This window comes from Streptomyces sp. NBC_01454 (assembly GCF_036227565.1).
Classification (GTDB): Bacteria; Actinomycetota; Actinomycetes; order Streptomycetales; family Streptomycetaceae; genus Streptomyces.
In genome coordinates this window covers 3,019,478-3,039,190 of sequence record NZ_CP109460.1, presented here as the reverse complement: position 1 = coordinate 3,039,190, position 19,713 = coordinate 3,019,478, and the positions used below count along the sequence as shown (strand labels likewise).

Sequence of the window (19,713 nt, the reverse complement as noted above, 5' to 3'; positions counted from 1 at the left end):
AGATGTCGTTGCCCACGGTGCCGGGATCGTTGTCTTGTGGGTTGTGCCAAACGCCGGCCCGGGCGTGTCGCGGCACCCCGCCGGCCACGGCCCCCGTGCCTCAGCAAGGGCGTTTCCGCAGCTCCATCACATAGTCGTGCGGGGCGCCCGCGGATTCGGCGGCGTCGGCGATCTCGCCCAGGTAGCGGGCCGAGGGGAGGCCGCCCTCGTAGCCGTTGAGGACGTAGATCCAGGCCGTCTCGTCGCCGTCGAGGGTGTGTGCCCGTACCCGCATCCGGCGGTAGATCTCCATGCCGACGCCCTCCCAGCGGTCCATGGACTCCTCGTCCATGGGCGCGATGTCGTAGAGCGCGACGAACAGCTGGGAGGCCGGGTCCTCGACGACCGTCGCCAGTGCGCCTTCCCACCCCATCTGCTCGCCCCCGAACGTCAGCCGCCAGCCGTTGAGCCAGCCGGTGCCGCGCAGCGGCGAGTGCGGTGCGCGGCGGGACATCAGCCGCGCGTCGAGGTTGCCGGCGTAGGCGGCGTAGAGCGACATGGTTCCGAGAGTACGGGAGGTTGACCGCGGGACCCGTGGTACCGGAGGTTCGCGGGACCGGCCGGGCGGCGCGCCCCGGTGCCGGTCAGCGCGGCGGTGGGCCCCCGGGCGTGAGCGACGTACGGGCGTGCGGGAGAATGGAGTACGTGACTCGGATCGTGATCATCGGTGGCGGACCCGGCGGATACGAAGCGGCCCTGGTGGCCGCCTCTCTCGGCGCGGAGGTGACCGTCGTCGACTGCGACGGTCTGGGCGGGGCGTCGGTGCTCACCGACTGCGTGCCGTCGAAGACTCTTATCGCCACGGCCGAGGTGATGACCACCTTCGATTCGTCGTACGAAGAGCTCGGCATCATCGTCGAGGACGACACCCCGTACGTGGACCGGCCCGCCCGGGTCGTCGGCGTCGACCTCGGCAAGGTCAACCGGCGGGTCAAGCGTCTCGCGCTCGCCCAGTCGCATGACATCACCGCCTCCGTGACCCGTGCCGGCGGCCGGGTCATGCGCGGCCGCGGGCGGCTGGAGCCGGGGCAGGCGCCGGACGGCTCCCGCAAGGTGACCGTCACCGCCGCCGACGGCACCTCGGAGGGCCTGATCGCGGACGCGGTGCTGATCGCCACCGGCGCGCACCCCCGTGAGATCCCCGACGCGCTCCCCGACGGCGAGCGGATCCTGAACTGGACGCAGGTCTACGACCTCGACGAGCTGCCCGAAGAGCTGATCGTGGTCGGTTCCGGTGTCACCGGTGCCGAGTTCGCCGGCGCCTACCAGGCGCTCGGCTCCCGCGTCACCCTCGTCTCCTCCCGCGACCGCGTGCTGCCGGGCGAGGACCCGGACGCCGCCGCCGTGCTGGAGGACGTCTTCCGCCGCCGCGGCATGAACGTCATGGCGCGCTCGCGGGCCCAGTCCGCCAAACGGGTCGGCGACCGCGTGGAGGTCACCCTCGCCGACGGCCGCACGATCTCCGGTACGCACTGCCTGATGGCGGTCGGCTCGATCCCCAACACCGAGGACATGGGCCTGGAAGCGGCCGGCGTCAAGCTCCGGGAATCCGGCCACGTCTGGACCGACAAGGTCTCCCGCACCACCGCCCCGGGCGTGTACGCGGCGGGTGACTGCACCGGTGTCTTCGCGCTGGCGTCGGTGGCCGCGATGCAGGGCCGGATCGCGATGTACCACTTCCTCGGCGACGCGGTCACGCCGCTGAACCTCAAGACGGTCTCCGCGAACGTCTTCACCGACCCGGAGATCGCCACCGTCGGCTACTCCCAGGCCGATGTCGACAGCGGCAAGATCGACGCCCGGGCCGTCAAGCTCCCGCTGCTGCGCAACCCGCGCGCCAAGATGCAGGGCATCCGCGACGGCTTCGTCAAGCTGTTCTGCCGCCCCGGCACGGGCATCGTGGTCGGCGGTGTGGTCGTCTCCCCGCGCGCGAGCGAGCTGATTCACCCGATCTCGATCGCGGTCGACAACAATCTGACCGTCGAGCAGATCGCCAGTGCCTTCACCGTTTACCCGTCGCTGTCCGGCTCGATCGCGGAGGTCGCCCGGCAGCTGCACACGCGGAAGGCGGGCACCGAGTAGTCGGCTCCGGACGGCGGGCGGGCGGCGGCGGTCGATTGAAATCTTTGTGCCCCCGATGAGCGCTGGGGATGAAACGTCCCTGCACGGGCCGGGATCCGTTCCGCCCGGCCGCCCGGCGCCGCGGGGGCCCGACAGGGCGGCTGACCAGGCGGCAAGCGGGTCCCGTCGGCCGGCCGTTCGACATTCGGACGACATATGCACACCGCATACCACGTCACGCTCCGCGGTGTGAACAACTTCCGTTAATTGGTGCAACCTGCTGAAAACAGACGGTCGTTGGCGTTACTGTCAGTTTCGTGTTCGCTGCAGAACGTCGCCAATTGATCCTTGAAATGGTGCGCGCCAACGGAGCCGTATCGCTCCGGGAGCTCGCCCGCGTCGTCCAGACCTCTGAAGTAACCGTACGGCGGGATGTGCGGGCGCTGGAGGCAGAAGGACTCCTCGACCGCCGACACGGCGGTGCGGTCCTGCCGGGAGGCTTTACCCGCGAATCAGGATTCCCACAGAAATCCCATCTGGCCACCGCGGAGAAGACGGCCATCGCCGATCTCGCCGCGGGCTTCGTCGAAGAGGGCGAGGCCATCGTGGTCGGTGCGGGAACGACCACCCAGGAGCTGGCCCGCCGGCTCGCCAGGGTCCCCGGCCTGACCGTCGTCACCAACTCCCTGCTCGTCGCCCAGGCGTTGGCCCATGCCAACCGAGTCGAGGTCGTGATGACCGGCGGCACCCTGCGCGGCTCCAACTATGCGCTGGTCGGCAGCGGTGCCGAGCAGTCCCTCCAGGGCCTGCGGGTTTCCCGCGCCTTCCTGTCGGGCAGCGGTCTGACCGCCGAGCGCGGGCTGTCCACCTCCAACATGCTCTCCGCCAGCGTCGACCGGGCGCTGGTGCAGGCGGCGGGGGAGGTGGTGGTGCTCGCCGACCACACCAAGCTCGGTTCCGACACGATGTTCCAGACCGTGCCGACGGATGTGATCACCCGGCTGGTCACCGACGAGCCGCCGGGCCATGACGACCGCGCCGCCACGGAGCTGCAGGCGCTGGCCGATCAGGGCGTGCAGATCGCCGTCGCCAACAGCTCGGGCGCCACCGGTCACGGGCCGGGGCAGCCGGGGACGGAAGGCGGCGCTGCGGACCGGAGAGGCCCCCGGCGGGACGTCCCGCTGCCGGGGCAGCGCCGCAGCCATGGTCCGGGTGCCGCGGGCGGGGGGCCACAGCTCCGCTCGGCCCCCTCGCTGTCCGAGGCCGCGGGCGGCCGGGTCGCCGATCTCGCGCCGCGGCGGCGCTAGGGACCGGAGCCGGGGGCGCGCCCGCCGGGCGCGCCGTACCGGCACCGTTCAGTGCCGCTCGCCCTTCAGTCCGCTGAGGGTGAGGGTCAGCAGCCGGTCGGCGAGCTGGGGGTCGTCCGGGGACTCCTCGACGGCCAGCGCGATGCCGTTGGTCAGCTGCATCAGATCGCCGATGCTCACATCGGGGCGTACGGCCCCGGCCTGCTGGGCGCGGGTCAGCAGCGCGGCACCGGCCTCGCGCATCGGGACGCTGCACCGCGCCATCCCCGAGTTCTCGTTCGCCGAGGCCGTCATCAGCGCACGTGACAGCCCGCGGTAGGTGCTGGCGTGGGTGATGATCGCGCGCAGCCAGGCGACCAGCGCGGCGCACGGCTGCGGTGCGTCGGCCAGTTCCCGGGCGTAGGTCAGCAGGGCGTCCACCTCGCCCTGGAAGACCGCGCCCATCAGGGCGGTCCGGTTGGGGAAGTGCCGGTAGAGCGTGCCGATGCCGACGCCGGCGCGGCGTGCGATGTCCTCCAGTGAGGTGTCCGTGCCGTGCGCGGTGAAGGCTGTACGGGCCTCGGTCAGCAGCCGCTCGTAGTTGCGGCGCGCGTCGGCCCGCATGGGGCGTACGTCCTGCGCCCGCACCGCCGCGGACGCCGCCGGCCCCTGCGCCGTCTGCCGCTGCCCTGCCGTTTCGGTGGCCATCGCCGTCCTCCCTCGACCCGGCCGGTCGCGGCCCGGTGGGTCCAGGATGCCATTGCGCGGTGGGGGCCCCGGGGAGTTCCCGGCGAGCGGGGGGCCGGGCGGGGGCGGGCCGCCCTGGGCCACCGCTCCCGCGGACCCGGCCGTGTCGTGCCGGGGGACGGTGCGTGAAGTTCCGGCAGAGCGCAGGAGTCGGGCGTCCGAACACCTCGCGGGGCCCGCAACGCCGCCCCTCCAGGGGCCATCAAACCAGGCGCAATGAGGTCTTCCGGGCTGTTCCGGGGGCCTGGGAATACGTCGTGGCAGGCCGCCGGGGGAGCGGGCCGCGGCGCGGACATCTGGGGATCGTCATGGGACTGACCAGCCGGTCGTTGGGGTACGCCGTGGCCGCGGCTGCCGTGGTCTGCGTAGGGCTCACCCTCTGGCTGTGGCCGCGGTTCGCGGGGCACGGGGTGCGGGCGCTGCTGGGGCGGCTCGGGGTGATCGCCGGGACGCAGCTGGTCATCGTGGCGGCGCTCGGTCTCGCCGTGAACGCCAACTTCCAGTTCTACGCCTCCTGGCACGAGCTGCTCGGGCTCTACGACGATGCGCCCGATGCCGTCGGCAAGTGGGGCGACGGGGGAGGGGCCGGGCCGGTCGGTGACCCGTCGAAGGGTCTGGTGCAGGCGTCGGGGCCGGACGGGCTGGACAAGGTGCACGGTCTGCCGAAGGGTGCGCCGGCGACCGCGGGCCGGGTGGAGTCGGTGCGGATCGTCGGCAAGCGGACCCGGGCGGTGGATCCGGCGTACGTCTATCTGCCGCCGCAGTACTTCCAGCCCCAGTACGCCCGGCAGCGCTTCCCCGTCATCGTGGCGCTCAGCGGCTATCCGGGCGGCACCTTTCTGCTCGGCCAGCATCTGCGGCTGCCGCAGACCGCCGACCGGCTGATGCGGGCCGGGCGGATGCAGCCGACGGTGGTCGTGATGCTGCGGCCCACCATCGCCCCGCCGCGCGACACCCAGTGCGTCGATGTGCCGGGCGGCCCGCAGGCCGAGACGTTCTTCGCCCGCGATGTGCCGGACGCGCTGCGGTCGCGCTACCGGGTCGGCCACGACCCCGGCGGCTGGGGCGTGATGGGTTACTCCTCGGGCGGCAGCTGCGCCCTCCAGCTCGCCATGCGGCACGACCGTACGTACACTTCGGCGGCCGCGCTCTCGCCCGACTACAAGGTCAGCAACGACCCCACGACCGGCGATCTCTTCGGTGGCGGCAGGGACCGGGCGCGGCGCCGTCAGGAGCACGATCTGATGTGGCGTCTGCGGCAGCTGCCCGCGCCCCGGGTGAACGTCCTGATCGGCACCAGCCGCAGCGGGGAGAAGAACTACCCGGCGGCCAGGGCGTTTCTGGCGGCCGTGAAGCCGCCGATGAAGGCGGACTCCGTGATGCTCGACCACGGCAGCCACAACTTCGCCACCTGGCGGCGTGAGCTGCCCGCGGCGCTTCAGTGGATGAGCCGCTCGCTGACGTTCCCGGAGGATGTCGTGGGGAATTCCTAGCCGCCGCGGTCAGGGGCGGCCAGGGAGCGGCCCGGAATGCGTGAGGGGCTCCCGGCGGATGTGCCGGGAGCCCCTCACGCGGAGCCGGATGACGTGGCGTCAGTCCTTGATCTCGCAGATGACGGCGCCGGAGGTGAGGGCGGCGCCGACCTCGGCGGTCAGGCCCTTGATGGTGCCGGAGCGGTGCGCGTTGAGCGGCTGCTCCATCTTCATGGCTTCGAGGACGACGACCAGTTCACCCTCGGTGACCTGCTGGCCCTCCTCGACGGCGACCTTGACGATGGTGCCCTGCATCGGGGAGGCGAGCGCGTCGCCGGAGGCGGCGGAGCCGGACTTCTTGGCGGCCTTGCGCTTGGGCTTGGCGCCGCCGGCGACCGCGGCGCGGGCCAGCGGCATGCCCAGCGAGGACGGCAGCGAGACCTCCAGGCGCTTGCCGCCGACCTCGACGACGACCGTCTCACGGGTGTCCGCCTCGGCCTCGTCGGCGCCGGGCGCGGTGAACGGCGTGATCTCGTTGACGAACTCGGTCTCGATCCAGCGGGTGTGGACCGTGAACGGGTCGGCGGAGCCGGTGAGTTCGGGGGCGAAGGCCGGGTCGGTGACCACGGCGCGGTGGAAGGGGATGGCGGTGGCCATGCCCTCGACGGTGAACTCCGCCAGCGCGCGGGAGGCGCGCTGCAGGGCCTGCTCACGGGTGGCGCCGGTGATGATCAGCTTGGCCAGGAGGGAGTCCCAGGCGGGGCCGATGACCGAGCCGGACTCGACGCCCGCGTCCAGCCGGACGCCGGGGCCGGCCGGCGCGTCGAACGTGGTGACGGTGCCGGGGGCGGGCAGGAAGTTGCGGCCGGGGTCCTCGCCGTTGATGCGGAACTCGAAGGAGTGGCCGCGCACCGCCGGGTCGTCGTAGCCGAGCTCCTCGCCGTCGGCGATGCGGAACATCTCGCGGACCAGGTCGAGGCCGGTGACCTCCTCGGTGACCGGGTGCTCGACCTGGAGGCGGGTGTTGACCTCCAGGAAGGAGATGGTGCCGTCCTGGCCGACGAGGAATTCGCAGGTGCCGGCGCCCTCGTAGCCGGCCTCCTTGAGGATGGCCTTGGAGGCGCGGTAGAGCTCGGCGTTCTGCTCGTCGCTCAGGAACGGGGCCGGGGCCTCTTCGACGAGCTTTTGGTGGCGGCGCTGCAGCGAGCAGTCACGGGTGGAGACCACGACGACGTTGCCATGCTTGTCGGCCAGGCACTGGGTCTCGACGTGCCGCGGGCGGTCGAGGTACCGCTCGACGAAGCACTCGCCGCGGCCGAAGGCGGCGACGGCCTCGCGGACCGCGGAGTCGTAGAGCTCGGGGACCTCGTCGAGGGTGCGGGCGACCTTCAGGCCGCGGCCGCCGCCGCCGAAGGCCGCCTTGATCGCGATGGGCAGGCCGTTCTCCTTGGCGAAGGCGACGACCTCCTCGGCACCGGAGACGGGGTCGGCGGTGCCGGCGACCAGGGGGGCGCCGGCGCGCTGCGCGATGTGACGGGCGGCGACCTTGTCACCGAGGTCACGGATGGCGTGGGGCGGCGGGCCGATCCAGGTCAGTCCGGCGTCGAGGACGGCCTGGGCGAACTCGGCGTTCTCCGACAGGAAGCCGTAGCCCGGGTGGATCGCGTCGGCGCCGGAATCGGCGGCGGCGGCCAGCACTTTGGCGATGTCCAGGTAGCTGGTGGCAGGAGTGTCACCGCCCAAGGCGTACGCCTCGTCGGCCGCGCGGACGTGCAGGGCGTCCCGGTCGGGGTCGGCGTAGACGGCTACGCTGCCGATCCCCGCGTCCCGGCATGCACGGGCAACGCGAACAGCGATTTCGCCACGGTTGGCGATGAGCACCTTGCGCACGATGGGTCCTTCCTTGGCGCTTCGCCGTAACTTATGGATGCGGCGATTTTAGGGACTGGCGACACCGCGTGCCGACCCGTTCCCTGGGGTGAGCTTGCCCACACGGAGTGTGCTCGGGGCGCCAGTGAGGAACCTAAGTCCCCTGGTATCCCAGGGTAGGCCCGGATTCCTGGGGTCCGGATCGGGTCCTGGTGTGGCTTAGGTCTCGCGCTGGTGGCGTCCTGCGGATCGTCAATTCTTTGTGGAGTCCCTACGAATGGGCGAAGGAATCTTTGCGGTCGGCTCCGTCCTCCGGCGTGCCGCGCAGCGCTGCGCCCGCCGCGGCCCGTATCCACCCGCGCAGAACCCTTGCCCCAGGCATTACCCATTAGTAGCGTGCCCGATGTCTTCTGTACTTGCGGTAACGGCGGAAAACGCGGTAACCGGCGTCCACCTGGGCGACCGGGCTCGGTACACGGCGGAAGTGGGTGGACGGGGTGACGGTGGCCCGACGGCCGGTGGCGTTGGTCGCGGCGGTGGTCCTGGTCCTGGAGGCGTTCGGGATCGTGCTGCTCAACTGGATCCTGAGCATCGTCGTGGACCGGCAGCAGATGTCCCTGGCCGGGCTGCAGCCGCGCGCGATGTCTGCCGGATCCTGGATCGGCGGCGCCCTCTTCGGCCTCTACCTGCTGTTCTGCGCCGCGGTCCTGGTACGCGTCGCGCTGCGGGACCGTGCTCCGGCCGGCTTCGCCCGCATCTGCCTCATCAGCTGCGCGGTGGTGCACGGCGTCCTGGGCGCCCTCGCCGTCGGCCTGGCCGGCTGGGTCGCGTTCCTCGCGATGATGGTCGTGCTGGGGCTGCTGGTGCTGACGCTGGTGGCGTACGGGGAGGGCCGTACGGGGGACGCGCGCGGAAACGCGGAAAACCCTCCGAACGGCGTACCGCCGGCCGCGCCCACGTCTGCCTGAGAGGCCGGGGCCCCTGAGCGGCCGGGGCCCGGGACCGGCCCGAGGGCAGGGCATCGCTTCCGGGTGGCCCGGCGCCCGTTCCCGCTGACGGGGCCGGGCGGGCGCGTGACGGGGCCGGGGTCATATGGCTCCGTGCGGGTCCCCGGCGGTGGCGCGGGCGGCGCCACCGCGCCCGGACGTACCCGCGCCCGAACCCTGCCTGTGCCCGGACCCTGCCCGCGCCCGAACCATCCCGCGTCCGAGCCGAGTTGGGGCACCCCCCGGGGCCCGGCGGGGGCTCAGTGTTCCCCGGCGCTCTTCTTCACGGGGGCGTGCTCGCGCAGGACGTCCATGAACGCGCGCATCCAGTCCGGATGGTCGTTCCAGGCGCGGGCGGAGACGACCTTGCCGTCCACCACGGCCGAGTCGTCGACGAAGGTCCCGCCGCCCATCTCCACGTCGGGCGCGCAGGCCGGATAGGCCGCGGTCCGGCGGCCCTTGAGGAGGCCGAGCGGGGCCAGGGTGATGGCCGCGTGGCAGATGTGGGCGACGGGCTTGTCGGCGTCGAAGAAGTGGCGCACGAGGCGGCGGTAGTCGGGGTCGTTGCGCAGATACTCGGGGGCCCGGCCGCCGGGGAGCACCAGCGCCGCGTACTCGGCCGGATCGACGTCGGCCAGGGCGAGGTCGGACGGCCAGGAGTGGCCCTCGCGCTCGACGTAGGTGTCGAAGTTGTCGACGAAGTCATGGACGACGAACTGCAGCTTCTTGTGCGTCGGGGCCGCGATCCGAGGCTCGTACCCCTCCTCCAGGAGCCGCTGGTAGGGGTAGAAGAACTCCAGGTCCTCGGTGGCGTCGCCGGCGATGATGAGAATCTTGGGCATGCTGCGCACTCCTCGCGATGGCGTCGATCGGAGCGATCGAGTCGTTCCGGATCAATCGGTTCCCCAGTCGGTGACGTGGAATGCGTCGCCGAGCGCCACCTTTCCGGTCCTCAGCACGGAGAACTTCGAGCCGAACGACACCCCGCCCCCGGGCTCCCGCCGGTAGGTGGCGAGCGTGCGCAGCGGCTCGGGCCCCGCCTTGGCTCCGGTGCGCTGGTCGACGAGGGTGACGGCGCAGCGGATGGCGAGCTTGGTGAAGCCCAGTGCGCAGTCGCCGGCGGTGAGGCGCCGCGCGCGGTCCTCGGTTGCCGGCTCCGTCCAGCCGTCGACGACGAGGTTGGGCCGGAAGCGGCTCATCGGCAGCGGTGCCCGGCCGGCCGCGGTGATGCGGGCGTTGAGGTCGTCGAGGGTGGCGCGGGAGACGAGGTGCACGGCGCTGCTGTCGGCGAAGCCGGACGTGCCGGGGGTGAGGCCGTCGGTCACCCGGTCGTGCTCCGGGGGGACGCGCACCAGGCGGCTGGGCGCGCCGAGCACCTCCGAGAGCCAGTCGGCGGCTTCGGTGCCCTGGTCGACCGCGCGGTAGGGCGTGCCGAACATCTCGACCGCCGCCCGGGCCGTCCCGGCGCCGTGGTCGATGTCGAACCGGAGGGGCTCAACTCCCGGCGCCGACAGGGTGAGCTGTGTCCCGTCGGCGCCGACCTCGGGCCGGATCACTGCCAGCCGGGGGTCCTTGCGCTGGCTGCGGAACACGCCGTCCGTCCCGACGACCATGAAGCTGCGGTCGTGCCGGAGGCCGGCGGGGGTGAGCTCCGCCTCGGAGGCCGGGATGCCGGCGCAGCCCTTGACGGGATAGCTGATCAGTTCGACCACGGTCACCATGCGGGCAGCCTAGGGCGTTTCCGGCGATTCGGGGCTGATCATGCGAGGAGGCGGCGGGATCTGGCGTGATCGGCCCGGATCGTGCCGGATCAGGCCGTGCCGGGGCGCCCCCGCCGGCCCCCGCGGGTGCGGCCCCGGGGTGCCGTCAGGTCCACAGTGCGGTGATCGCCACGTCCAGGTCCGCGAGCAGCCGGCGCAGCAGCGGCAGGGACAGGCCGATGACGTTGCCCGGGTCGCCGTCGATGCCGTCGATGAAGGGGGCGGAGCGGCCGTCGAGGGTGAACGCGCCGGCGACGTGCAGCGGCTCGCCGCTCGCGACGTAGGCGCTGATCTCGTCGTCGGTCGGCTCGCCGAAGCGGACGGTGGTCGAGGCGGTGGCGGCCACCCGGCGGCCGGTCGCGGTGTCGATGACGCAGTGGCCGGTCCGCAGGATGCCGGAGCGGCCGCGCATGGACTTCCAGCGGGCGGTGGCGTCCTCGGCGTCCGCGGGCTTGCCCAGCGCCCGCCCGTCCAGCTCCAGCACCGAGTCGCAGCCGACGACCAGCGCGCCGTGGATCTCCGGGCGGGCGGCGACGGCGGCGGCCTTCGCCTCGGCGAGGAGCCGGGCCAGCTCGCCGGGTGTCGGGGCGCTCAGCGCGTCCTCGTCGACCCCGCTGACCACGACCTCGGGCGCCAGCCCGGCCTGCCGCAGCAGGGCCAGCCGGGCGGGGGACTGGGAGGCGAGGACGAGACGGCGGGGGCGGGGCTCTTCGGTCATGTGCGCCATCGTACGGAGCCCGACAGACGCGGGTGGAGCCCGGACTACTTGTTGAGGACCGCTTCCATCACGGACTTCGCGATCGGCCCGCCCAGCTTGCCGCCGGCGATCTCCGACCGGGGGATGTCCATGTCCTTGGGGTCGACGAAGACGGCGACCGCGACCGGGGAGGAGCCGTCGCTCTGCTTGGCGTAGGAGACGAACCAGGCGTAGGGGCGCTCGTCGTTGACGTTCGCGCCGTGCTGGGCGGTGCCGGTCTTGCCGCCGACGGTCACGCCGTCGATCTTGGCCTTGGAGGCGGTGCCGTCCGAGGCGGTGTACTCCATCATCTCCTGCACCTTCTTCGCGGTGTCCGCGGAGACGGCCTGGGACAGCTCCTTGGGCTCCAGCTTCTCCAGCGTCGACAGGTCGGGGCCGCGCACCTCGTCGACGACGTGCGGCATCATCAGCTTTCCGTCGTTGGCGAGGGCGGCGGTCACCATCGCCATCTGCATCGGGGTGCTGGTGAGGCTGCCCTGGCCCATGCCGGTGAGGGCGGTCTGCGGCTTGTCGAGCTTGCTGGGGTAGAGGCTCTTGCTGGCCAGCAGGTCGCCGAAGTCCTTGTCGTAGACATCGGAGTTGAAGCCGAACTTCTCGGCGGTCTCGCGCATCTTGTCCTTGCCGACCTTCAGCGCGGTGTCGAGGAAGACGTTGTTGCACGACCACTGCATGCCGGTCTTCAGCGACGCATTGTCGCAGGGCGCACCGGCCACGTCGTTGCCGACGGTGGTCGAGCTGAGCGGCAGCTTGTACGGGGTGGGGGCGCCGGTGGGGGCGTTGATGTCGCTGACCACGCCGTGCTCCAGGGCCGCCGCCGCGGTAAGGATCTTGAAGGTGGAGCCGGGTGCGTAGGTCTCGCGCAGCGCCCGGTTGCTGAGCGGCTTGCTCTTGTCGGCGTCCAGCGCCTTGAACTTCTTGCCCTCGGCGTTGGATATCCCGGCGAACTGCGAGGGGTCGTAGGAGGGGGTGGAGGCCATCGCGAGGACCTTGCCGTTGCGCGGGTCGAGCGCGACCACCGCGCCCTTGGCGTTGAGGTCGCTCAGCCCCTTGTACGCGGCCTTCTGCGCCTTGGGGTCGATGGTGGTGAGCACATCGCCGCCGCGCGGCTTCTCGCCGGTCAGCATGCCCTTGGCCTGCTTGAGGGCGAGCCGGTCGTCCTTGCCGCTGAGCACCTTGCTGTAGATGCCCTCCAGGAACGAGGTGCCCTGCGCCTGCGAGGCGAACCCGGTCACCGGCGCGTACATCGGGCCGTCCTTGTACGTGCGCTTGTACTTGAAGTCCCCGGGGGTCGCCACGGAGCCGGTGACCGGCTTGCCGCCGACGATGATGTTGCCGCGCGGGTAGGAGAACGCCTCGATCTTGACGCGGCGGTTGTTCGGGTCGTTGGCCAGTTTGTCGGCCTGGACGAACTGGACCCAGGTGGCACGGACCAGCAGTGCCAGCACCAGCACCCCGCAGAAGACGGCTACGTGCCGCAACGGCCTGTTCATCGCTCTTCCACTCCCGTTCGGCTGCCGGCCGGTGAAAGGCGCGTGATGTGCGCCCTCGGGAGGGAAAGAGTCGATTTCCGGCGTGATGGTTGCCGGCGGAGGCTGTGACCGTTACCTCCCCGCGGACGGGAACCCTGGCCGCGCCCGAAGGCCGGCCGCCGGACAAGGCCGGCTATCCCCCCATGAGCAGGACCATCACCACGATCGCGGCGATGGCCAGCACGATGCCCATCCGGTGGAGCCTGGCCTGCACGTCGCGCAGCTCCTCAGGAGGCTCATCGGGCGGATCTGACCACAGCATGTATCGATCCTGTGCCCGAAGTGCGTGGGGCGCCTGAGTACGCGTACTCAGGCGCCACACACGCAAAGGACTAGACGGTGCACCATGCACCGATCTGGCTGATCTGGCTGATCTGATGGATCCGATCGATCTGCCGAGCCGACCGGCCCGCCCGGCCGGTCAGCGCATGCGCCGGCGGCTCAGTGCGGCCAGTAGCTCGTCCGCCAGGCCCGTGGGCCCGGGTGCGGCATCCGCGACCGGGCCGGAACCGTGGACGCGGGGTCGGACCACTCGGTGCCGCGGTCCTTCCCGCCGGGCGCGGCGGCCGTGGCCGCCGCCGCGCGGGCCTGCACCACCGCCAGTGCGGCGGCCAGCTCCTCGGGTGTGGGGTTGCCCCGTACGACCTTGATCATCGACGGCGTCCTCCTTTGCCTTTGCTGGTCCTGGGTGCGGGTGCTGCCGGTCAGAGGGGGATGTTGCCGTGCTTCTTCGGCGGCAGCGCCTCGCGCTTGTTGCGCAGCGTGCGCAGCCCGCGGACGATGTGCCGGCGCGTCTCGGACGGCATGATCACCGCGTCGACGTAGCCGCGCTCGGCCGCGACGTACGGGTTCAGCAGGGCGTCCTCGTACTCCTGGATCAGCTCCTGGCGCCGCTCGTCCTGGGCGGCCGGGTCCTCGATCGCGGCCAGCGTGCGGCGGTGCAGGATGTTGACCGCGCCCTGGGCGCCCATGACGGCGATCTGCGCGGTCGGCCAGGCCAGGTTGAGGTCCGCGCCCAGGTGCTTGGAGCCCATGACGTCGTAGGCGCCGCCGAACGCCTTGCGGGTGATGACCGTGATCAGCGGGACGGTGGCCTCGGCGTACGCGTAGATCAGCTTGGCGCCGCGCCGGATGATCCCGTCGTACTCCTGGTCCGTGCCCGGCAGGAAGCCCGGCACGTCGACGAAGGTCACCACCGGGATGTTGTACGCGTCGCAGGTCCGCACGAACCGCGCGGCCTTCTCGCTCGCCTTGATGTCCAGGCAGCCGGCGAACTGCATCGGCTGGTTGGCGACGATGCCCACCGAGTGGCCCTCGACCCGGCCGAAGCCGGTCAGCATGTTCGGGGCGAACAGCGCCTGGGTCTCCAGGAATTCGTGGTCGTCCAGGACGTGCTCGATCGCGATGTGCATGTCGTACGGCTGGTTGGCCGAGTCCGGGATCAGGGTGTCCAGCTCGCGGTCGACGTCCGAGGTCTCCAGGTCCGCCTCCTCCGGGAAGGCCGGCGGCTCGGAGAGGTTGTTGGACGGCAGGTAGGACAGCAGGCCCTTGACGTACTCGATGGCGTCCTTCTCGTCGCCCGCCATGTGGTGCGCCACACCGGAGGTGGTGTTGTGCGTGCGGGCGCCGCCCAGCTCCTCGAAGCCGACGTCCTCGCCGGTGACGGTCTTGATGACGTCGGGACCGGTGATGAACATGTGCGAGGTCTGGTCGACCATGACGGTGAAGTCGGTGATGGCCGGGGAGTACACCGCGCCGCCCGCGCAGGGCCCGACGATCAGCGAGATCTGCGGGACCACACCCGACGCGTGCACATTGCGCCGGAAGATCTCCGCGAACAGGCCGAGGGCGGCCACGCCCTCCTGGATCCGGGCCCCGCCGCCGTCGTTGATCCCGACGACCGGGCAGCCGTTCTTCAGGGCGAAGTCCATCACCTTGACGATCTTCTCGCCGTAGACCTCGCCCAGCGATCCGCCGAAGATCGTGAAGTCCTGCGAGTAGACACAGACCGGCCGGCCGTCGACGGTGCCGTAGCCCGTGACGACCCCGTCGCCGTACGGGCGGTTCTTCTCGATGCCGAAGTTGGTCGACCGGTGCCGCGCGAACTCGTCCAGCTCGACGAAGGAGCCCTCGTCCAGCAGCAGATCGATGCGCTCACGCGCCGTCAACTTCCCCTTGGCGTGCTGCTTTTCCACCGCACGGGCGGAACCGGCATGCGTGGCCTCTTCGACCCGCCGCTGCAGGTCCGCCAGTTTGCCCGCGGTGGTGTGGATGTGTGCTTCCGGCTCGGACATCGGGATGCGGCTCCTGCTCGTCCTGGACTGGTACGCGTACTGAGGGTGGTACGGGTGTGGCTACCGATTCGTAGCGTATCCGCGGGACTGCTCAGCGGCACTGCGTCGTTGACCACACCTAGGCTGGCCCCATGACGCCTCAACCACCGGAAAACCGGGACAAAGACGCCGGTCGCTGGAGCGATCTGGGCCGCCCCCCGCTGAACGCCACGGCGCTGCGCCGGGCCCTGGTGCGCCCCGGCTCGCTGTGGACCTCCCTGGACGTCGTGCCCGCCACCGGCTCCACCAACACCGACCTGGCACAGCGCGCGGCACGGGGCGAGGCCGCCGAGGGCGCCGTCCTGGTCGCCGAGGAACAGTCCGCCGGCCGCGGCCGGCTGGACCGCTCCTGGTCGGCGCCCGCGCGCTCCGGCCTCTTCTTCTCCGTCTACCTCACCCCCCGCGTCCCCGTGGAGCGCTGGGGCTGGCTGCCGCTGCTCGCCGGCGTCGCCACCGCCACCGCCGTCTCCCGGGTGGCCGGCGTCGACACGGCACTCAAGTGGCCCAACGACCTCCTGGTGACTTCCGCCGGAGAGGCCGGGGAGGCCGGGGAGGGCGCCGGAGAGGCCGGAGAGGGCGCCGGGGAGCGCAAGGCGGGCGGCATCCTCGCCGAGCGGGCCGGTGACGGCGTCGTCGTCGGCACCGGCCTCAACGTCACCCTCACCGCCGCGGAACTCCCGGTGCCCACGGCCGGCTCGCTGGTCCTGGCCGGCGCCCGCAGCACCGACCGCGACCCGCTGCTGCGCGCCGTCCTGCGCTCGCTGGAGGACTGGTACGGCGCATGGCAGAGCGCCGACGGCGACCCCGCCGCCAGCCGCCTCCAGGAGGCCTACGCCGCGGGCTGCGCCACCCTGGGCCGTTCGGTGCGCGCCGAACTCCCGGGGGGAGACGACCTCACCGGCGAGGCCGTGGCCATCGACGGCGACGGGCGCCTGGTGCTGGCCACCGCGAACGGCGTACAGCGGCCGGTCGGGGCGGGGGACATCGTCCATCTGCGTCCCGCGCCACCGGCCGGGCCCGGGGACGGCGCCGGTCACCAGGGGTGAGCGGGCCGGCGGCCCGGTGCCCGCCCGCGGCGTCCGGGCCCTCCTCTTCCGTGGTCAGGGCCGACATGTGAGAGTGAGCCAGAGCACACCTGCCGTATCGTTGAGGCGGTCCGCCAGGGAGCGGACCACCGGCGAGCAGTGATCGGAAGGGCAGTGCGCAGGGATCGGACAGGGAGCGGCCGGTGACCGCCGACGACTCGGGCGCCGCCCCGCGCGACGTGGACAGCGGGGACGACGCCGTGGCGGGCGTCCCCGACGGCGACTCCGCACGCGCCGGGGGCGGCGGTGCGGACGACGCCCCCGCCGAGGGCTCCGCACCGGCCGGCACCGACCCGGCGCGCACCGTCCCCGAGGGGGCCCCGGCGGCCCGCGGTGAGGACGACGAGAACACCATCGCCATCCGCCTCGAACAGCTCATCCTCGGCGCCGACCGCCGCTACACCCCGTTCCAGGCGGCCCGCGGCGCCGGCGTCTCGATGGATCTGGCGGCCCGCTTCTGGCGGGCCATGGGCTTCGCCGACATCGGCCAGGTCAAGGCCCTCACCGAGGCCGATGTGCTGGCCCTGCGCCGCCTCGCCGGCCTCGTCGAGGCGGGCCTGCTGAGCGAGGCCATGGCCATCCAGGTCGCCCGGTCCACGGGCCAGACCACCGCCCGACTGGCCGACTGGCAGATCGACTCCTTCCTGGAGGGCCTCACCGAGCCCCAGGACTCCGGCCTGACCCGGACGGAGATCACCTACCCGCTGGTCGAGCTGCTGCTGCCCGAGCTGGAGGAGTTCCTCGTCTACGTCTGGCGGCGCCAGCTCGCCGCCGCCACCGGCCGGGTGGTGCGGGCCCAGGACGACGCCGAGATGGTCGACCGCCGGCTCGCCGTGGGCTTCGCCGACCTGGTGGGCTTCACCCGGCTGACCCGCCGCCTGGAGGAGGAGGAACTCGGCGAGCTGGTGGAGGCGTTCGAGACCACCTGCTCCGACCTGGTGGCCGCGCACGGCGGCCGGCTCATCAAGACCCTCGGGGACGAGGTCCTCTTCTCCGCCGACGACGCCGGGGTCGCCGCCGAGATCGGACTGCGGCTGATCGAGACGATGACCAACGACGAGACGATGCCGGAGCTGCGCGTCGGCATCGCCTTCGGCACGGTCACGACCCGGATGGGCGACGTCTTCGGTACGACCGTGAATCTCGCGAGCCGCCTGACCTCGATAGCGCCGAAGGACACCGTGCTGGTGGACGAGGCGTTCGCCGAGGAACTGGGGCGGATCGGTGAGGCGCCGGTCTCCGAGGCCGAGGCCGCGGCCGCGGAGAAGGCCGCCGCGGAGGGCACCGGCAGCCCGCCCCCGTCGTACCGCTTCGCGCTCCAGCCGATGTGGCAGCGGCCGGTGCGCGGTCTGGGCGTGGTCGAGCCCTGGCTGCTGAGCCGCCGCGACTGACCGGGGCACCTCCCGCCGGAGGGCCGTCCGGCGCGCGGAGGGCCCCCGCGGGCCCCCTGCCCCCTCCTGTGCCCCGGAGCACGCACCTGACATGATCCCTGCGTCAGGTCAACGTCCGTTAACAGGGAGGGCTGCATGTCACAGCGACGGTTCGGTGCGGACGGCTGGGTCGCCATCGAGCGCCATGACCACGTGGCGGAACTGATCATGGACCGTCCGAAGGCCATGAACGCCGTGTCGACGGCCATGGCCGACAGTCTGGCGCAGGCCTGCGAGGAGCTGGCGGCGGACCGCACCGTACGGGCGGTGGTCCTCACCTCCACCCACGAGCGGGCGTTCTGCGTCGGCGCGGACCTCAAGGAGCGCAACTCCCTCACCGACGCGGAGCTGATGCGGCAGCGCCCGCGCACCCGCGCCGCCTACACGGGCGTACTGGAACTGCCGGTGCCCACCATCGCCGCGGTGCACGGCTTCGCGCTCGGCGGCGGCTACGAGCTGGCGCTGGCCTGCGATCTGATCGTGGCCGACGGGACGGCGACGGTCGGCCTGCCGGAGGTGTCGGTGGGCGTCATCCCGGGGGGCGGCGGCACCCAGCTGCTGCCGCGCCGGGTGGGCGCGGCGCGGGCGGCCGAGCTGGTGTTCACCGCGCGGCGGGTGCCGGCGGCCGAGGCCGCGGAGCTGGGGCTGGTCGACCAGCTGACCGAGGACGGGCGCGACCGCGCGGAGGCGCTGGAGCTGGCGGCCCGGATCGCCCGGAACTCGCCGCTCGGGCTGCGCGCCGCCAAGCGCGCCATGCGGCTGGGGCACGGGCTGGACCTGCGGACCGGCCTGGACCTGGAGGACGGCGCCTGGCGCAGTGTGGCCTTCTCCGGGGACCGGACGGAGGGCGTGGCGGCCTTCAACGAGAAGCGCGCGCCGCAGTGGCCCGGCGAGTGAACCGGGGTCGGACCGCCTCCGGTGACGCACCGTAAGAACTGCCCGCAGGGTCTCACCGATTGGTCACCTGTCCCGCCCCGACCAGGGCGGACGCGAGGGCGCCCGGGTGTCGATCGCGCACCGGAAGGGGCGGAAGGGGTTAAACATTCCTACGCTGAAGTACAGAGCGTGCTCACGGTGACGGAATGCGAGGATCCGGTGACGGGCGAGGGCGATGCGAGGCTGCGGGCCGTGGTGGGGCTGGCGCAGGCGATGGCGGCCGCGCACACGCCGCGCGAATCGGCGCACGCCGCGGCCCGGGGCGTGTGCCGGGCCCTGGGCGGCTCCTTCGCGGCGATCTCGAAATGGGAGCGTGAGCTGGGCAAGCTGCGGGTGCTGGTCAACACCGGCGAACTCGCCGAGGGCGAGGAGGAGTTCCCGGACGACGAGAGCTACCCCGTCCACGAGTTCCCGGAGATCGCCGGCTTCGTGCACGAGCAGTGGGCGGGCGGCGGTGAGTCCAGTGCCTGGGTGGAGAGCGCCGGCGCCCTCCCGGTGGCCGTGGTGGCGCCCGGGGAGCCGGGCGGCGGCCGGGGCAACGCCCAGCGGGTGGCCGCGCTGCGCCGCCGGGGCCGCGGCTGCTGTGTGGTCGCGCCGATCGTGCTGCACGGGCGGGCATGGGGCGAGCTGTATGTCGCGCGGCGCTCGGGGGAGCCGGTCTTCGGCCCGGCGGACGCCGACTTCGCCGGTGTGCTCGCGGCCGTGACGGCCGCCGGGATCGCCCAGACCGAGCGGCTGGCCGAGGCGCGCCGGCTGGCGTTCACCGACTCCCTGACCGGGCTGGCCAACCGCCGTGCCGTCGACATGCGGCTGGACGAGGCGCTGGAGCTGCACCGCAGGGACGAGGCGGTGGTCAGCCTGGTGGTGTGCGATCTGAACGGGCTGAAGCGGGTCAACGACTCCCGCGGCCATGCGGTCGGCGACCGGCTGCTGGAGCGCTTCGGCTCGGTGCTGTCGCTGTGCGGCGCCATGCTGCCGGGCACCCTCGCCGCCCGGCTCGGCGGCGACGAGTTCTGTCTGCTGGCGGTGGGCGCGCCGGCCGACGAGGTGGTCAAGGTGGCCGGTGAACTGTGCGACCGGGCGGGGGAGCTGGACCTCGGTGAGGGCGTCGCGGTCGGGGTCGCCTCGACCGGCGATCCGATCGGTGAGGTGCGCAGCGCCCGGCGGCTCTTCCGGCTCGCGGACGCCGCGCAGTACAAGGCCAAGGCGGCGCGGTCGGGCGAGCCGGTGGTCGCCGGGCGGCACGGCGGCAAGGACGACCCGGTGGTCCGGCTCGCGGACGCCCCGGACCGTCGGTCGGGGCCGGAGCGCCGGCGCTTCCGGAGGTGAGGCCCCGCGTCCCTGCCGACCTCCGGGTCCTCGTGTACGCCCCGTAAGGGGTGGTCCCGAAACCCGGTGGTGACATCTGGCGATTCAGTCTCTA

Annotated in this window: 18 protein-coding genes; 8 read left to right on the top strand and 10 right to left on the bottom strand. The window is 72.4% G+C overall.

Features of this window, described 5'->3' with window-relative positions:
- Positions 1 to 100: 100 nt before the first annotated feature.
- Positions 101 to 538 carry a gamma-glutamylcyclotransferase gene (locus OIU81_RS13165; RefSeq protein ID WP_189097216.1) on the bottom strand — a complete coding sequence of 146 codons (438 nt, stop codon included), beginning with the start codon at positions 536 to 538 and terminating at the stop codon, positions 101 to 103.
- A gap of 137 nt (positions 539 to 675) precedes the next feature.
- Between OIU81_RS13165 and OIU81_RS13160 the strand changes: the two genes are divergently transcribed.
- Positions 676 to 2,121, top strand: coding sequence for an NAD(P)H-quinone dehydrogenase (locus OIU81_RS13160; protein ID WP_329147062.1), 1,446 nt, complete (start codon positions 676 to 678; stop codon positions 2,119 to 2,121).
- A 332-nt stretch (positions 2,122 to 2,453) separates the two neighbouring features.
- Positions 2,454 to 3,407 (top strand): DeoR/GlpR family DNA-binding transcription regulator, encoded by a 954-nt coding sequence (locus tag OIU81_RS13155; protein WP_443074136.1) that lies wholly within the window; start codon positions 2,454 to 2,456, stop codon positions 3,405 to 3,407.
- A 48-nt stretch (positions 3,408 to 3,455) separates the two neighbouring features.
- On the opposite strand, the gene OIU81_RS13150 is transcribed toward OIU81_RS13155, so the two are convergent.
- The gene (locus OIU81_RS13150; protein WP_443073980.1) at positions 3,456 to 4,094 is read right to left on the bottom strand and encodes a TetR/AcrR family transcriptional regulator; all 639 of its coding nucleotides are present in this window, start codon (positions 4,092 to 4,094) and stop codon (positions 3,456 to 3,458) included.
- 347 nt (positions 4,095 to 4,441) lie between these two features.
- Between OIU81_RS13150 and OIU81_RS13145 the strand changes: the two genes are divergently transcribed.
- A complete protein-coding gene (locus OIU81_RS13145; protein WP_329147058.1) occupies positions 4,442 to 5,626 on the top strand; it encodes an alpha/beta hydrolase in 1,185 nt (394 codons plus the stop codon).
- Positions 5,627 to 5,725: 99 nt separating this feature from the next.
- Here OIU81_RS13145 and OIU81_RS13140 read toward each other — a convergent pair whose 3' ends face one another.
- Positions 5,726 to 7,495 (bottom strand): acetyl/propionyl/methylcrotonyl-CoA carboxylase subunit alpha, encoded by a 1,770-nt coding sequence (locus OIU81_RS13140; protein WP_329147056.1) that lies wholly within the window; start codon positions 7,493 to 7,495, stop codon positions 5,726 to 5,728.
- Between the two features lie 467 nt (positions 7,496 to 7,962).
- Here OIU81_RS13140 and OIU81_RS13135 point away from each other — a divergent pair, with 467 nt between their 5' ends.
- The gene (locus OIU81_RS13135) at positions 7,963 to 8,442 is read left to right on the top strand and encodes a hypothetical protein (RefSeq protein WP_329147054.1); all 480 of its coding nucleotides are present in this window, start codon (positions 7,963 to 7,965) and stop codon (positions 8,440 to 8,442) included.
- 278 nt (positions 8,443 to 8,720) lie between these two features.
- On the opposite strand, the gene OIU81_RS13130 is transcribed toward OIU81_RS13135, so the two are convergent.
- The 7 genes from OIU81_RS13130 to OIU81_RS13100 form a co-directional block, all read right to left on the bottom strand.
- The gene (locus tag OIU81_RS13130; RefSeq protein WP_329147052.1) at positions 8,721 to 9,302 is read right to left on the bottom strand and encodes a DJ-1/PfpI family protein; all 582 of its coding nucleotides are present in this window, start codon (positions 9,300 to 9,302) and stop codon (positions 8,721 to 8,723) included.
- Between the two features lie 51 nt (positions 9,303 to 9,353).
- Positions 9,354 to 10,181, bottom strand: coding sequence for an MOSC domain-containing protein (locus OIU81_RS13125; protein ID WP_329147051.1), 828 nt, complete (start codon positions 10,179 to 10,181; stop codon positions 9,354 to 9,356).
- Between the two features lie 145 nt (positions 10,182 to 10,326).
- Positions 10,327 to 10,938 (bottom strand): nucleoside triphosphate pyrophosphatase, encoded by a 612-nt coding sequence (locus OIU81_RS13120; RefSeq protein WP_329147049.1) that lies wholly within the window; start codon positions 10,936 to 10,938, stop codon positions 10,327 to 10,329.
- Positions 10,939 to 10,982: 44 nt separating this feature from the next.
- Entirely contained in the window at positions 10,983 to 12,467 is a 1,485-nt protein-coding gene (locus OIU81_RS13115) for a peptidoglycan D,D-transpeptidase FtsI family protein (protein WP_329147047.1), read from the bottom strand.
- 172 nt (positions 12,468 to 12,639) lie between these two features.
- Positions 12,640 to 12,768, bottom strand: coding sequence for a morphogenic membrane protein MmpB (gene mmpB / locus OIU81_RS13110; RefSeq protein WP_329147045.1), 129 nt, complete (start codon positions 12,766 to 12,768; stop codon positions 12,640 to 12,642).
- A gap of 179 nt (positions 12,769 to 12,947) precedes the next feature.
- Positions 12,948 to 13,160 carry an acyl-CoA carboxylase epsilon subunit gene (locus OIU81_RS13105; RefSeq protein ID WP_329147043.1) on the bottom strand — a complete coding sequence of 71 codons (213 nt, stop codon included), beginning with the start codon at positions 13,158 to 13,160 and terminating at the stop codon, positions 12,948 to 12,950.
- A 50-nt stretch (positions 13,161 to 13,210) separates the two neighbouring features.
- Positions 13,211 to 14,800: an acyl-CoA carboxylase subunit beta gene (locus tag OIU81_RS13100; RefSeq protein WP_329147041.1), complete on the bottom strand. Its 1,590-nt coding sequence runs from the start codon at positions 14,798 to 14,800 to the stop codon at positions 13,211 to 13,213.
- A 131-nt stretch (positions 14,801 to 14,931) separates the two neighbouring features.
- On the opposite strand from OIU81_RS13100, the gene OIU81_RS13095 reads away from it, so the two are divergent.
- The 4 genes from OIU81_RS13095 (at position 14,932) to OIU81_RS13080 (ending at position 19,619) form a co-directional block, all read left to right on the top strand.
- On the top strand, positions 14,932 to 15,885 hold the full coding sequence (locus OIU81_RS13095; protein WP_329147039.1) for a biotin--[acetyl-CoA-carboxylase] ligase: 954 nt from the start codon (positions 14,932 to 14,934) through the stop codon (positions 15,883 to 15,885).
- 182 nt (positions 15,886 to 16,067) lie between these two features.
- Positions 16,068 to 17,315 carry an adenylate/guanylate cyclase domain-containing protein gene (locus tag OIU81_RS13090; RefSeq protein ID WP_329147037.1) on the top strand — a complete coding sequence of 416 codons (1,248 nt, stop codon included), beginning with the start codon at positions 16,068 to 16,070 and terminating at the stop codon, positions 17,313 to 17,315.
- A 135-nt stretch (positions 17,316 to 17,450) separates the two neighbouring features.
- Positions 17,451 to 18,251 (top strand): enoyl-CoA hydratase/isomerase family protein, encoded by an 801-nt coding sequence (locus tag OIU81_RS13085; protein ID WP_329147035.1) that lies wholly within the window; start codon positions 17,451 to 17,453, stop codon positions 18,249 to 18,251.
- A 252-nt stretch (positions 18,252 to 18,503) separates the two neighbouring features.
- Positions 18,504 to 19,619, top strand: coding sequence for a GGDEF domain-containing protein (locus tag OIU81_RS13080; protein ID WP_329155094.1), 1,116 nt, complete (start codon positions 18,504 to 18,506; stop codon positions 19,617 to 19,619).
- Positions 19,620 to 19,713: the final 94 nt, after the last annotated feature.

Bases quoted from the DNA above. Each gene is read 5' to 3' on its own strand.
- OIU81_RS13095 (WP_329147039.1), top strand. From the start codon at position 14,932: ATGACGCCTCAACCACCGGAAAACCGGGACAAAGACGCCGGTCGCTGG.
- OIU81_RS13085 (WP_329147035.1), top strand. From the start codon at position 17,451: ATGTCACAGCGACGGTTCGGTGCGGACGGCTGGGTCGCCATCGAGCGC.
- OIU81_RS13115 (WP_329147047.1), bottom strand. From the start codon at position 12,467: ATGAACAGGCCGTTGCGGCACGTAGCCGTCTTCTGCGGGGTGCTGGTG.
- OIU81_RS13105 (WP_329147043.1), bottom strand. From the start codon at position 13,160: ATGATCAAGGTCGTACGGGGCAACCCCACACCCGAGGAGCTGGCCGCC.
- OIU81_RS13120 (WP_329147049.1), bottom strand. From the start codon at position 10,938: ATGACCGAAGAGCCCCGCCCCCGCCGTCTCGTCCTCGCCTCCCAGTCC.
- OIU81_RS13145 (WP_329147058.1), top strand. From the start codon at position 4,442: ATGGGACTGACCAGCCGGTCGTTGGGGTACGCCGTGGCCGCGGCTGCC.
- OIU81_RS13130 (WP_329147052.1), bottom strand. From the start codon at position 9,302: ATGCCCAAGATTCTCATCATCGCCGGCGACGCCACCGAGGACCTGGAG.
- OIU81_RS13155 (WP_443074136.1), top strand. From the start codon at position 2,454: ATGGTGCGCGCCAACGGAGCCGTATCGCTCCGGGAGCTCGCCCGCGTC.
- OIU81_RS13165 (WP_189097216.1), bottom strand. From the start codon at position 538: ATGTCGCTCTACGCCGCCTACGCCGGCAACCTCGACGCGCGGCTGATG.
- mmpB (WP_329147045.1), bottom strand. From the start codon at position 12,768: ATGCTGTGGTCAGATCCGCCCGATGAGCCTCCTGAGGAGCTGCGCGAC.
- OIU81_RS13080 (WP_329155094.1), top strand. From the start codon at position 18,504: ATGGCGGCCGCGCACACGCCGCGCGAATCGGCGCACGCCGCGGCCCGG.
- OIU81_RS13125 (WP_329147051.1), bottom strand. From the start codon at position 10,181: ATGGTGACCGTGGTCGAACTGATCAGCTATCCCGTCAAGGGCTGCGCC.
- OIU81_RS13160 (WP_329147062.1), top strand. From the start codon at position 676: ATGGAGTACGTGACTCGGATCGTGATCATCGGTGGCGGACCCGGCGGA.
- OIU81_RS13150 (WP_443073980.1), bottom strand. From the start codon at position 4,094: ATGGCCACCGAAACGGCAGGGCAGCGGCAGACGGCGCAGGGGCCGGCG.
- OIU81_RS13100 (WP_329147041.1), bottom strand. From the start codon at position 14,800: ATGTCCGAGCCGGAAGCACACATCCACACCACCGCGGGCAAACTGGCG.